Source organism: Streptomyces sp. NBC_01016 (genome assembly GCF_026341035.1).
Classification (GTDB): Bacteria; Actinomycetota; Actinomycetes; order Streptomycetales; family Streptomycetaceae; genus Streptomyces.
Genome location: NZ_JAPEOQ010000002.1, coordinates 74,173 through 87,239, shown reverse-complemented (window position 1 = coordinate 87,239; position 13,067 = coordinate 74,173). Strand labels below are relative to the sequence as shown.

9 protein-coding genes are annotated in these 13,067 nt (G+C 71.8%); 4 read left to right on the top strand and 5 right to left on the bottom strand.

Annotated elements, in window-relative coordinates; genetic code table 11:
* Positions 1-33: 33 nt before the first annotated feature.
* Complete coding sequence (locus OG746_RS27195) at positions 34-990, bottom strand: ornithine cyclodeaminase family protein (protein WP_266719381.1); 957 nt, start codon at positions 988-990, stop codon at positions 34-36.
* Positions 991-1,060: 70 nt separating this feature from the next.
* Positions 1,061-2,488, bottom strand: a complete 1,428-nt coding sequence (locus OG746_RS27190; RefSeq protein ID WP_266719379.1) for an alkaline phosphatase family protein — start codon at positions 2,486-2,488, stop codon at positions 1,061-1,063.
* Positions 2,489-2,810: 322 nt separating this feature from the next.
* On the opposite strand from OG746_RS27190, the gene OG746_RS27185 reads away from it, so the two are divergent.
* The 4 genes from OG746_RS27185 (at position 2,811) to OG746_RS27170 (ending at position 7,548) form a co-directional block, all read left to right on the top strand.
* Positions 2,811-3,746 carry a bifunctional helix-turn-helix transcriptional regulator/GNAT family N-acetyltransferase gene (locus tag OG746_RS27185; protein ID WP_266719377.1) on the top strand — a complete coding sequence of 312 codons (936 nt, stop codon included), beginning with the start codon at positions 2,811-2,813 and terminating at the stop codon, positions 3,744-3,746.
* Between the two features lie 17 nt (positions 3,747-3,763).
* Complete coding sequence (locus OG746_RS27180; RefSeq protein ID WP_266719375.1) at positions 3,764-4,564, top strand: sugar phosphate isomerase/epimerase family protein; 801 nt, start codon at positions 3,764-3,766, stop codon at positions 4,562-4,564.
* A 443-nt stretch (positions 4,565-5,007) separates the two neighbouring features.
* Positions 5,008-6,816, top strand: a complete 1,809-nt coding sequence (locus OG746_RS27175) for a glycoside hydrolase family 3 protein (protein WP_266725455.1) — start codon at positions 5,008-5,010, stop codon at positions 6,814-6,816.
* Between the two features lie 126 nt (positions 6,817-6,942).
* Positions 6,943-7,548, top strand: a complete 606-nt coding sequence (locus OG746_RS27170) for a hypothetical protein (protein ID WP_266719373.1) — start codon at positions 6,943-6,945, stop codon at positions 7,546-7,548.
* 55 nt (positions 7,549-7,603) lie between these two features.
* Here the strand turns inward: OG746_RS27170 and OG746_RS27165 are convergent, their stop codons facing one another.
* The 3 genes from OG746_RS27165 to OG746_RS27155 form a co-directional block, all read right to left on the bottom strand.
* Entirely contained in the window at positions 7,604-8,029 is a 426-nt protein-coding gene (locus OG746_RS27165) for a hypothetical protein (protein ID WP_266719371.1), read from the bottom strand.
* A 106-nt stretch (positions 8,030-8,135) separates the two neighbouring features.
* Entirely contained in the window at positions 8,136-11,873 is a 3,738-nt protein-coding gene (locus OG746_RS27160) for an ABC transporter ATP-binding protein (protein WP_266719369.1), read from the bottom strand.
* Positions 11,874-11,972: 99 nt separating this feature from the next.
* Positions 11,973-12,998: an esterase-like activity of phytase family protein gene (locus OG746_RS27155; RefSeq protein ID WP_266719367.1), complete on the bottom strand. Its 1,026-nt coding sequence runs from the start codon at positions 12,996-12,998 to the stop codon at positions 11,973-11,975.
* Between the last annotated feature and the right edge of the window lie 69 nt (positions 12,999-13,067).

Genomic DNA, 13,067 nt, shown 5'->3' with positions numbered 1-13,067 from the left:
CCGTCGCGCGGCGGACCCTCGGCCCGGCAGGCGTCAGGCCAGCAGATCCACTTCGCCGCCGACCCCGTCACGTTCCGCCACTCCATACGCCTCCCAGGCGAGCGCCAGGTCCTGCCACGGGAGGCCGACCGGGGCGTAGACGGTGGGGGCGTCGGAGTGCGGGAGTCGGGCGGCGCCCGTCAGGACCTCGCCCAGGGTGAGCACACCGGACGCCTCGTCCGCCCCTTCCGGGCCGTCCGTCCGCAAGGATCCCAACACCCCCGACGCATCGGCGAGTTCACGGTCGTCCACTACGAGACGGGCGGCGCGGAGCAGCCCCGGTGACAGCTCCAGCTTGCCCGGCTCGTCCGCGCCGAGGGTGGTGAAGTGCTGCGCCGGGCGTGCATCCACGAGGTCCAGCAGCGGGGTACGGGACCACGTGGCGAGCAGCACGATGTCGGCCTCCGCCGCGACGGCCTCGGGCGTCGGCACCGCCCGCCCGCCGTGCCGGGCCGCGAACGCCCTGGCGCGGTCCGCGTCGACGTCCTGCACCACCAGGGCGTCGAGGTCCCGCAACGCACGCAGCCCGCGAACCATCAGCTCGGCCTGCGCACCCGCCCCGACCACACCGACCGTACGGGCACCCGGCGGTGCCAGCGTGTGCGTACCCAACGCGGCGGCGAGCCCGGTACGCCAAGAGGTCACCGTCGCCGAGTCCATGAGGGCGAGCAGTTCACCATCGGCGCCGCCGTGCAGACAGACGACACCGCGCAGGGCCGGCGCGGCACCGGGGAACTTGGCGTTGACCTTGACCGTGTAGGCCGGGACGCCGGGCAGCGTTCCAGGAATGAGGGCCGTGGCGGTGCCGGGAAACGGCAGCTCGGCAACCACCCGCCGCGCACCCCCGGCCCCACCGTGCGCCGTGGCCCGGAACCCCGCCGCAAGCACCTCGATACAGCGACGCGGTTCGAGCAACTTCAGCAGATCGGCACGGGCGAGAACACGGGTCATTCGCGGATCATCCCAGGGCTCACGGCTACCTGACCCACGGCACCGCCCCCAGCCATGGGCACGGCAGGCCCTACACGTGCGGCCTGCGCCCCCGCTCCTGTTCCGGGAAGGACTGGTCCTCCCCCGGCAGCGTCGGCTTCGGGAGGGTGGACACTTCCTGTTTGGCCTGGGCCAGTTGTTCCGCCGTGTTGGTGGGGAGCTTCGGCGGGTGCGGCTTGGCGTGGGAGAAGCGGAAGGCTGAGGTCAGGTCGCCGAAGGTGTCGCGGCGCCAGTCGGTGATGTTGGGTTCCGCGACGCCCGTGAAGCGCTCCAGGAACTGGAGTGCCGACGTGTGGTCGAAGGACTCCGAGGCCACCCAGCCGCCCACCGTCCAGGGCGAGACGATGATCGCGGGGACGCGGAAGCCACCGCCGATGGGGAGGCCCTGGATGAATTCGCCCGCCGTGCCCGCCGGAGGCGTGGGCGGGGTCACGTGGTCGAACAGGCCGTCGTTCTCGTCGTAGTTGAGGATGAAGGCGGTCTTCGCCCACACCTTGGGGTTCGACGCTATCGCTTCTATTTTGCGGGCCACGAAGTCGGCTCCCGCCGCCGGCAGGTAGTCCGGGTGCTCGGACTCGTACGACGTCGGCATGATCCAGCTGACCGCCGGGAGGCGGTCGCCCCGGGCGTCGTCCTCGAAGGTGCCCTCGGGCTGGGGGCGCATGCCGCGTTCGTAGAGGTCCGATCCCGGCTTCGCGTCCTTGAAGCTCGCGAACTGCTCCAGCATGTTGCAGCCGTAGTCGTCGTCCTGCTGGTAGACCTTCCAGCTGACGCCCGCCGCCTGGAGGCGCTCCGCGTAGGTCGTCCAACGATAGGGCGTGGGCGCGGTGTTGTTGAGGATCGGGCCGCCGTGCGTGCCGGACGGGTCGATCGAACCCGTCATCCAGTAGAGGCGGTTGGGCCACGTCGGGCCGAAGACGGAGCAGAAGTAGTTGTCGCAGATGGTGAAGGTCTCCGCGAGGGCGAATTGGAAGGGGATGTCCTTACGCATGTAATAGCCCATCACGTACGGGCCGTTGACGCCGTCGGCCTTGCGGTGGGCCGGGAGCCACTGGTCCATTTTGCCGTTGTTCCACGCCTCGTGCTGGACCGACCAGGCGTGGCTCGTGGACGGGATGGCCTGGGCGCTGGACGTGTGCGTGTCCAGGTGGAAGGGGAGCAGGTAGCCCTTCGGATTCTCGGCGTCGGGCTGGTAGAAGACCGAGCGGCCGGTGCCCAGCCTCTGCGCCTCGGGGTCGTTGAAGCCGCGTACACCCTTGAGCGTGCCGAAGTAGTGGTCGAAGGAGCGGTTCTCCTGCATGAGCATCACGACGTGCTCGATGTCCCGGAGCGATCCCTTGCGGGGCGGGCCCGCCGCCACCGCCTTCTGGACGCTGGGCGGCAGGAGCGAGAGGGCGGCGGCGCCACCGACCGCGCCGGCCGCGGAGCCGAGGAGTCTACGTCGGGTGAGTTCGGCCATGAGTGTCCCCTGGTGTGAGGTGCCGGAAGGTCCGGGCATGCCAACGGCCCGCGTGCGACGGGCCGTTGGATCACTGTGCTGCGCGCCGGATGTGGCGCGGAGGAGGCCCGCGATGAACTCGGGAACAACGTGCGGAGAGCGCTTTCCCAACCCATGGGACGCCCTTGAAGCGCTATACCTGCCGTATGCATGGACTTGACCGGGCGGACGCTTTCACGGGCGCCCCGGCGTCCGTCGCGTGGACGGGCCCCCACCCCCGGCGTACGGTGGGCACCGCCCCGAACCTCTGACTGAGTCAACCATCTGACCCGCGAGGTGGCTCATGACCGTGCAGGACATCCGGTCCTTCAACCGCTTCTACACGAACGTGATCGGCGCGCTCGACTACAGCCGCCACCTGTACGCCCCGTACACCCTCACCGAGTCCCGCGTGCTGTACGAGCTGGCGCACACGGAGAAGGTCGACGCGGCCGACCTGCGCGTCCGACTGAGCCTGGACGCCGGGTACTTGAGCCGCATCCTGGGCAAGTTCGAGCGGGACGGGCTCGTCGAGCGCGGATCGTCGGAGAAGGACTCGCGGCGCCGCCGCATCACCCTCACCGGGCGCGGCCGCACCACCGCCGAACTGCTCGACGAGCGCTCGCGGGAGACAGTCGGGGCGCTCCTCGACTCCGTCCCCGCCACCGACCGCGACCGCCTGTCCGAGGCGCTGCGCACCGTCCGCGAGATCCTCGGCGACGGCCGCGCCGCCCCGCACCCCGAGAACGTACTGCTGCGCGAGCCTGGCCCCGGCGACCTGGGCTGGATCGTCGCGCGCAACGGGGCGCTGTACGCCGCCGAGTTCGGCTGGAACGCGGACTACGAGGGCCTGGTCGCGCGCATCGTCGCCGACTTCGCCGAGGACCACGACCCGCACCTGGAGCGGGTGTGGATCGCCGAGCTGGACGGCCGTCCGGTGGGCTGCGTGATGTGCGTACGCGACGAGGCTCCGGGCACCGCGCGGCTCCGGCTGCTGCTCGTCGAGCCGGAGGCGCGGGGGCTCGGCATCGGGGACCGGCTGGTGCGGGCCTGCATCGACTTCGCGCGGGGCGTCGGGTACCGGGAGATGACGCTGTGGACCAACGACGTGCTGAAGTCGGCCCGTTCGATCTACCAGCGGCACGGGTTCGTACTCGTCGGCGAGAAGCCGCACCGCTCGTTCGGCGCGGATCTGATCGGCCAGGACTGGAAATTGACCCTCCATAGGACGGCGGACTGACGGGTAGGGTCCGGCCCATGAAGCTGGCGTTCTCCACCCTCGGTGTCCCTGGTCTCCCCCTCGACGACGTGCTCGCGCTCGCCACCGCGCACGGCTATCACGGCGTCGAACTGCGTGCCCATCCCGAAGAGCCGGTGCATCCCGGGATCGACCGGGAGCAACGGGCCGATGTCGCCTCCCGGTTCAAGAGTGCCGGGGTGGAGGTCCTCGGCGTGGCCGGGTACGCGCGCGTGGCGGCGCCGGGCGAGGACGGGCCGGTGCTCGACGACGTACGGGCCCTGGTGGATCTCGCGCGGGACCTGGGCGCCCGGTACGTGCGCGTCTTCCCGGGCGGGGGTGACGAGCAGGGCCCCGAGGAGGCGGATGCCACCGCGGCGCGGCGGCTGGGCGTCGCAGCGGAGTATGCGGCCGACCGGGGTGTGCGGGTGTTGCTGGAGACGCACGACTCGCATCGGACCGGGGCGGCCGCGTCCCGCATCCTCGGCACCGTCGGCCACCGGAACGTGGGGGCGTTGTGGGACGTGATGCACACGTGGCTCGGCGGCGAGCAGCCTGTGGCCTCGTACGCGGCGCTGTCCCCGTACCTCGGGTACGTACAGGTCAAGGACATCGCGGGGCCCGACGACACGACTCCGCTGCCGCTCGGGAGTGGGGTGCTTCCGTTGGCCGAGTGTGTGGAGGTGCTGAGTCGGGAGGGGTGGGACGGGTGGTTGTGCTGGGAGTACGAGGCGCGGTGGTATCCGGCGGCGGCTCCCCTGCCGGAGCTTCTCGGTGCGGGGCGGGAGCACGTGGCGCGGTTGCTGAACGAGTCGGCGTAGCCGGGAGCCCAGGTGCGGCCCCCGCGTCCGACGCCACGGGGCTCCGGCAAGATCCGCCAGAAGGGCCCCGGACGGGACCTGGCGACGACCCAGCCACGGCCGCCTCGTTCACCACCTGCGCACCTATTTCACTGAATCCTCGAATTTCGGGAACCCGGGCCATCATGCTTCCGTCAGAAAGACACGCTGCCGGAGAGTCACCGCAGTGCGGTGTCGGCCTCGCTGCTGGCTGCGAACGCTGACAAACCCTCTCCGCCGCCTGCGGCCGGCAGCGTCGCCGTCACCGGTACGCCCCCTCCATAGTGCCGGTGACGGCCCCCTCCCCGGAGGCGATCACCTGCCAACTCCCGGGCCTGCGCGGGCTCTTGACTGGCAGAAATTTTCCGGATACTCGTTGCGCGCGGAAGTTGTTTTCAGGGTCCGCGCCTCCTCCGGAAGGAGCGATCGTGCCACTGTCCAGACGTACCGTGCTCGCCGCCGCCACCATCGGCGCCACGGCGGTCGGCCTCAGCGCCACCACCGCACGGGCCGCGGGCGCCCCCGCGTCCGACCAGGCCCTCAAGAAACTCATCTCCAAGATGTCCCTGGAGGAGAAGGTCGGCCAGCTCTTCGTGATGCGGGTGTACGGCCACTCGGCCACCGCTCCCGACCAGGCCGACATCGACGCCAACCTCGAGGAGCTCGGCGTCCGCACCGCCGCCGAGCTCATCGACAAGTACAAGCTCGGCGGCATCATCTACTTCGCGTGGGCGCACAACGTGCGCGACCCGCACCAGATAGCCGACCTGAGCAACGGGATCCAGAAGGCGGGGCTCCAACAACCGTCCCGGATACCGCTGTTGATCTCCACCGACCAGGAGCACGGCATCGTCGCCCGGGTCGGCAAGCCCGCCACCCTGCTCCCCGGCGCGATGGCGTTCGGCGCGGGCGGCTCCCAAAAGGACGCGCGCAAGGCGGGCCAGATCGCAGGCGCCGAGCTGCGCGCCCTCGGCATCCGGCAGGACTACGCACCCGACGCCGACGTCAACGTCAACCCGGCCAACCCCGTCATCGGCGTACGCTCCTTCGGCGCGGACCCCAAGGCCGTCGCCGGACTCGTGGCCGCGCAGGTCAAGGGCTACCAGTCCTCGCACATCGCCTCGACGGCCAAGCACTTCCCCGGACACGGCGACACGGCGACGGACAGCCACACCGGGATCCCGTACATCAGCCACACCCGCGAGCAGTGGGAGCAGCTGGACGCGCCGCCGTTCAAGGCGGCGATCGCGGCCGGCATCGACTCGATCATGACGGCCCACATCGTCGTCCCCGCCCTCGACCCGAGCGAGGACCCGGCGACGCTCTCCCGCCCCATCCTCACCGGCATCCTGCGCGAGCAACTCGGTTACGACGGCGTCGTGGTGACCGACTCCCTCGGCATGGAGGGCGTACGGACGAAGTACGGCGACGAGCGGGTCCCGGTGCTCGCGCTGAAGGCGGGCGTCGACCAGCTGCTCAACCCGCCGGACCTGTCGGTCTCTTGGAACGCGGTACTGGAGGCCGTACGGGGCGGCGAGCTGACCGAGGCGCGGCTCGACGAGTCGATCCTGCGCGTGCTGCGCCTGAAGTCGAAGCTGGGGCTTCTCAAGGATCCCTACGTCTCGCAGGCAGGCGTCGACCGCGCCGTCGGCACCCCCGCGCACCTCGCCACGGCCGACCGGATCGCCGAGCGCACGACGACGCTCCTGGTCAACAAGGGCAAGCTGCTGCCGCTGTCCCGTCGTACACACAAGAACGTGCTGGTGCTGGGCGCGAACCCCGCCTCCCCCTCCCTCAGCGACGGCCCGCCGACCACCGTGATCGGCGCGGCGCTCACCGAACTCGGCTTCACCGCCACGGTGCTCGCGACCGGCACGGCGCCCACCCAGGCGGCGATCGCGCAGGCCGTGGCGGCGGCGGAGGGCAAGGACGCCGTGGTCATCGGCACGTACAACGTCGCCGCGGGCAGCGCGCAGCAGTCGCTGGTGAACGCGATGGCCAAGGCCGGGGTGCCGGTCGTCACGCTGTCGATGCGCAATCCGTACGACGTCGCCCAGCTGTCCGCCGCCGACGCGCACGTGGCGGCGTACTCGTGGATCGATGTGGAACTGCGGGCTGCCGTACGGGTGTTGGCCGGGAAGGCGGAGCCGCGCGGGAAGCTGCCGGTGCCCGTGCAGAAGGCCGACGATCCGGCGCAGGTCCTCTACCCGATCGGCTACGGACTGTCGTACTGACCCGTCCGTAGGGGGCGTACGCCGTGATCGGCGTATCCCGCCCCCAACTGACGCAAAGCCCCCCGCACACCTGGCGTGCGCCCGCTGCCACGGGCCACGCTGGACGGGTGTACCGGGGGGAATGCCATGTTCGCGCGGTTGGTCGGGTGGGTGTGCGCGGTGTCGCTGCTCGCGTTCGCGCTCGCCGGATGCCAGGGCTCCCCGGGCTCTTCGGACGACCGGCCGGCCACGCGCGCGTCCTCCGGGTACGGGGCGGTGTTCCTCGCGGCCGGCGAGTGCAGTTCACGCGGGCGCGCGTCGTTCAACGAGGTGCCGTGCCGCAGCGAGCGGGCCGTGGCCCGGGTACTCGACCGGCACGACGGGGAGCCGCCGGCCAGGTCCGCGTGCCCGGCCCGCACCGACTTCGTGCTGCACATCAGCGAGAACCGGCCCGCGGCGGACGAGAACGGCGACGGGTCCGTCGACCGCGGCTACGCCTGCATGCGCAACCTCGATCCCCCGCACCCCGGCGACCCGGGCGGCGGTGGCGGCCCCCGCACGATCGTCGGCGACTGCCTCACGGCGGCGGGCAAGGGCCAGGTCCGGGAGACGGCCTGCGCCGGCACGGGAGGGCGCGCCCCGCAGTACCGGGTGCTCGAGGCGGTGCTGTCCCGCTCGGCGTGCCCGCCGTCGACGACGCTCTACGTGACGCTGGGCGGCAGCAGGCCGGTGGGGTGCGCGGTCACGGTGTGAGCGCGCCTCCTCGGCCTGCCGCCAGGCACCGCCGCGCACGGTCCTGGGCCCCGGTTCAGCACAGGGTCCAGCCGGTGCGCACCGACTTCGTACCCACGGAGCCCTTCACCCGGACACAGCGGTGTCCGGCGTGCACGGTGACCGGGCCCGCGTGCCGGGTGTAGCGGCCCTTGTCAGCGACGGCCCGGTTGCCGCGGGCCTGGACGCTCACGGTCATGGTGCGGCGGGCGCCGGTGTGCTTGGCGTAGGTGACGGCGCAGACGTAGCCGTTGTTCTTGTAGAGGACCGTGCGGCCGGTCTCGAAGCGCAGGGTGCGGACGTGGTGTCCGCCGCACAGCGAGGCGGCCTGGGCTCCGGTGACCGTGGGCCCGCCGAGGACCAGGAGGGCCGCGGCGACCAGGACGGACAGCGCCGACGCGAGCCCCCGGCGTGGCCCGCGCGGCGTGCGTATGCCGCCCTCACCGAGCCCTTGTCCGCGCACCGCAGCCCCTCCCGTCACATCCGCACCAGCGTACTGATGAACTGACGCGACAGACGGGCGGGGCGGTTGCGTGCCGACACCGCCGCCGACCGTGTGATCTCCGGCATCACGTCGAAGAGCTGACCTCGTCGGCCTCCACCGGCTCCCCCAGGAACGTCTGCCACAACGCGGCGTACTTCCCGCCCAGTTCGAGCAGCTCGTCGTGGGTTCCGTCCTCCGCGACGCGGCCGTGGTCCATCACGACCACCCGGTCCGCGCGGGCCGCCGTCGTCAGACGGTGGGCGACGACCAGGGTGGTGCGCTTGCCGGAGATGCGGTCCGTGGCCTGGTTGACCTGGGCCTCGGTGGCGAGGTCGAGGGCGGCGGTCGCCTCGTCGAGCAGGAGGATGTCCGGGTCGACGAGTTCGGCGCGGGCCAGGGCGATCAACTGGCGCTGCCCCGCGGAGAGGTTGCGGCCGCGCTCGGCGACCTCGTGGAGGTAGCCGCCGTCGAGCGTCGCGATCATCTCGTGCGCGCCGACCGCCCGGGCCGCCGCCTCCACCTCGGCGTCGCTCGCGTCGGGCCGCCCGTAGGCGATGGCGTCGCGGACCGTGCCGGGGAAGAGGTAGGCCTCCTGCGGGACGACGCCGAGCCGGTGCCGGTAGCCGGTGAGGTCGAGTTCGCGCAGGTCGATGCCGTCTGCGGTGACCCGGCCGCCCGTCGGGTCGTAGAACCGGGCGACGAGCTTGACGAGGGTCGACTTGCCCGCGCCGGTCTCGCCGACGAACGCGACGGTCTGCCCGGCGGGGATGCGCAGCCGTACGCCGCTCAGCGCCACCTCCGGCCGGTCGGCGGACCCGTACGCGAAGTCGACGTCCTCGAAGGCGATCTCGCCGCGCAGCGACGGTACGTCGCGGGGGCGCTCGGCGTTCTTCGTCGACGTCGGCTCGCGCAGCAGTTCCTGGATGCGGCCGAGCGAGACGGTGGCCTGCTGGTAGCCGTCGAAGACCTGGGACAGCTGCTGCACGGGCGCGAAGAACAGGTCGATGTAGAGGAGATACGCGACCAGGGCGCCGGTCGTGAGCGTGCCCGCGTCGATCCGGTGCGCGCCCACCGCGAGGACGGACACCGTCGCCACGGCCGACAGGAGCTGCACGAACGGGAAGTACACGGAGATCAGCCACTGGCCGCGGATGCGCGCCTTGCGGTAACTGGCGCTGCCCGCGGCGAACTTCTCGGCGCCGTCCTTCTCGCGCCGGAAGGCCTGCACGATCCGCAGCCCGGCCACCGACTCCTGAAGGTCGGCGTTCACGACGGAGATCCGCTCGCGCGCCAGCTCGTACGCCTTGACGCTGGAGCGCCGGAAGAAGAACGTCCCGATGATCAGCGGCGGCAGCGTCGCGAAGACGACGAGCGCGAGCTGTACGTCGATCACGAGGAGCGCGACCATGATGCCGAAGAACGTGACGAGGGAGACGAACGCGGTGACGAGCCCGGTTTGGAGGAACGTCGACAGGGCGTCCACGTCGGTGGTCATCCGGGTCATGATGCGACCCGTCAACTCCCGCTCGTAGAAGTCGAGTCCGAGCCGCTGGAGCTGGGAGAAGATCTTCAGGCGGAGCGAGTACAGGACCCGCTCGCCGGTCCGTCCCGTCATCCGCGTCTCGCCGAACTGCGCGGTCCACTGCACGAGCACCGCGACGAGGCCCAGCGCGGCCGCCGTCCACACCGCGCCGATCGCGAGCTGCGAGACGCCCTCGTCGATGCCGTGCCGGATGAGGATCGGCAGCAGCAGGCCCATGCCCGCGTCGACGGCGACGAGCGCGAGGCTGATCAGCAGCGGCGCCCGGAAGCCGCGCAGCAGCCGGCGCAGACCGTACGACTCCTCGGCCGCGACGGCCCGCGTCTCGTCGACGTCGGGGGTGTCGGTGGCCGGCGGCAGCGCGTCGACCTGCGCGAGGAGTTCCGGCGTCGCGGGCGTTCCGGCGAGCGCGGCGTCCCGCGGCTCGCGGTCGCCCGTCCACAGCCTGGGGGTGACGCCGCGTTCGGCGTCGAACTCCGCGTCGAGTTCGTCCCGTACGGAGGTGTCCTCCACCGGCTCCCCCGCGGCGGGAGCGGTGTGTCCCGGCGACACCCCGCCCAGCTCGTCGGGGTCGGTGAGCAGGCGCCGGTACAGCGGCGAGCCCGCCTCCAGCTCCTCGTGCGTGCCGATCGCGGCGAGCCGCCCGCCGTCGAGCACGGCGATCCGGTCGGCGAGGCCGAGGGTGGAGCGGCGGTGCGCGATGAGCAGCGTCGTACGGCCCGCCATCACGTGTGCAAGCGCCTCGTGGATCTCGTGCTCGACGCGGGCGTCCACGGCGGACGTCGCGTCGTCGAGGACGAGGAGGCGGGGGTCGGTGAGGATGGCGCGGGCGAGCGCGACGCGCTGGCGCTGGCCGCCGGAGAGGGTGAGGCCGTGCTCGCCGACCTTGGTGTCGTAGCCCTCGGGCAGCGCGCTGATGAACTCGTGGGCCTGCGCGGCGCGCGCGGCCGTCTCGATCTGCTCCTGCGTCGCTCCCGGGGTGCCGTACGCGATGTTGGTGCCCACGGAGTCGGAGAACAGGAACGAGTCCTCCGGCACGAGCCCGATCGCGGAGCGCAGGGACGCCGTCGTCAGCTCGCGCACGTCGTGGCCGCCGACGAGGACGGCGCCGTGCGTGACGTCGTAGAAGCGCGGGAGCAGCAGCGAGACGGTGGACTTGCCGGAGCCGGAGGAGCCGACGACGGCGAGGGTCTCACCGGCCCTGATCTCCAGGGAGAGGCCGTCGAGGACGGCGTGTTCGGCGTCCGAGTACGTGAAGGACACATCGTCGAACTCGACGGTCGCGGGGGCGTCCGCGGGCAGTTCCTTCGTGCCGTCCTCGATGCTCGGCTCGGTGTCGATCAGTTCGAGGACGCGCTCGACACCGGCGCGGGCCTGCTGCCCGACGGTGAGGACGACCGCGAGCATCCGGACGGGCCCGACGAGCTGGGCGAGGTACGAGGAGAACGCGACGAACGTGCCGAGCGTGACCTGTCCGTGCACCGCGAGCCAGCCGCCGAGGGCCAGCATGGCGACCTGCCCGAGGGCGGGCACGGCCTGGAGCGCCGGGGTGTACTTCGAGTTCAGCCGGACGGTGCGAAGCCGCCCCGCGAAGAGCCTGCGGCCGACCGTCTTGAGCTTCCCGGTCTCCTGCTCCTCCTGCCCGAACCCCTTCACGACGCGGACGCCGCTCACGGACCCGTCGACGACACCGGCCACCGCGGCGGCCTGCGCCTGCGCGTACCAGGTGGCGGGGTGCAGCCGGGCGCGGCTGCGCTTGGCGATGAACCAGATGGCGGGGGCGACGGCGAGCGCGACCAGGGTCAGCGGCGGCGAGAGCCACGCCATGATCACCAGGGAGATGACGAAGAGCAGCACGTTCCCGATGGTCATCGGGAGCATGAAGAGCAGGCTCTGGATCAGCTGGAGGTCACTGGTGGCGCGGCCCACGACCTGCCCGGTCGACAGCTCGTCCTGGCGCCGGCCGTCGAGCCGGGTGATCGACCCGTGCATCTCGGTGCGCAGATCGTGCTGGACGTCGAGGGCGAGCCGGCCGCCGTAGTAGCGGCGGACGAACGCGAGGACGTAGACGACGACGGCCGCGCCTATGAGCGCGCCCGCCCACACAGCCATGGACCGGGAGTGGTTCCCGATCACGTCGTCGATGATCACCTTCGTGATCAGCGGGACGAGCGCCATGACGCCCATGCCGCCGAGCGAGGCCCCGAGCGCGAGAACGACGTCCTTGGGATGGCGCCATGCGTATCCCGCGAGTCGTTTCGCCCAGCCCCGTTGTTCCGCCACTCCGTGCCGCCTCCCGCTCGCCTGACCTCTCGCCCTGAGCTGCCGAAGGGCCAACGCGAGCGGGATCGGATTTCATCCCGCTGCAACAATCCGTACGCGTCAGTGCGCGGATACGGTCAGTGAGTAGAAGCGGGTGATCTGGTTCGCGCTCTGGTTGTCGTCGCTCGCGAGGAGCAGGCGGAGGGCGCCGTGCGGGCCGCGGCCCGTGGACCCCGTGACCGTCATCGCCTCGACGTTGTCGAGCAGCGGGTTGGGCTGGGGCTGGTGGGCGGGGGCGCCGAGCGACGGGCAGTTCGCCAGGTCGGCGAGGAGCGTCTTGTGGGCGAGGCGGACGCCGGGTTCGGAGCCGTTGAGGGTGTCGCGGCCAAAGACGTCGGTGGCGCCGCGGAGCTCGGCGGCGTACAGCCGGATCGTGTTGCCGACGCCGCTGGTGAAGCCGCGTTCCAGGACGAGGAGGCGGCCGTCGGGGGCGGCGGTGACCTCGGAGATGCCGAGGTTCGCGTCGGCGCGGTAGCCGTACTGGGCGGCGGGCGCGAAGGAGCCTGTGGGCGTGCGCCGCCAGGTCTGGAGCCGGTTGACGCCGTCTCCGGTGAGCGGGGACTCCATGGACGCGAGGAGGGTCCGGCCGCCGGGCAGCAGGGTCAGGCCCTCGAAGGAGGCGTTGGCCGTGGCCCGGTCCCGGAGCCGGGCGGGGACCGGGAGGCGGTCGAGGATGCGGGCGCCCGTCCGGTCGTAGCGGCGGATCGAGGGCTCGGTCTCGGAGGTGACGAGGTAGGTGCCGTCGCGGTCGACGACCAGTCCCTCGGAGTCGAGCGCGGCCCCCTTCTCGTCGGCGAGCGGCGCCACGGAGCGGGGCGCGAGCGTGCGCCCGTCCAGCGTGAACAGGGACGAGCGGTCGGACAGCGCGGCGAGGCGCCCGCCCCGGTCGGTGGCGAGCGCGGAGATGTTGCCGACGAAGGTGCCGTCGTACGTCGTCTTGTCGAGGGCGTCGGAGTAGCCGGTGATCGACACGGTCGGGGAGCAGTTCCCCGCCGCCCCGGTGGCGTGCGCCGGTCCGGAGACGGTCAGACAGGCGGCCGACACGGCGACGAGGGCGAGCACGGAGCGTACTGATCTGCGCGACATGGGGTCACCGTAGAGCGCGGTTGGCGACGCCCGGGCGGACTTTCGCTGAACGGTGTGGGCGGACTTGTC

Coding starts and splice junctions, on each gene's coding strand:
- OG746_RS27195 (WP_266719381.1), bottom strand. CDS start 990: ATGACCCGTGTTCTCGCCCGTGCCGATCTGCTGAAGTTGCTCGAACCG.
- OG746_RS27190 (WP_266719379.1), bottom strand. CDS start 2,488: ATGGCCGAACTCACCCGACGTAGACTCCTCGGCTCCGCGGCCGGCGCG.
- OG746_RS27185 (WP_266719377.1), top strand. CDS start 2,811: ATGACCGTGCAGGACATCCGGTCCTTCAACCGCTTCTACACGAACGTG.
- OG746_RS27180 (WP_266719375.1), top strand. CDS start 3,764: ATGAAGCTGGCGTTCTCCACCCTCGGTGTCCCTGGTCTCCCCCTCGAC.
- OG746_RS27170 (WP_266719373.1), top strand. CDS start 6,943: ATGTTCGCGCGGTTGGTCGGGTGGGTGTGCGCGGTGTCGCTGCTCGCG.
- OG746_RS27155 (WP_266719367.1), bottom strand. CDS start 12,998: ATGTCGCGCAGATCAGTACGCTCCGTGCTCGCCCTCGTCGCCGTGTCG.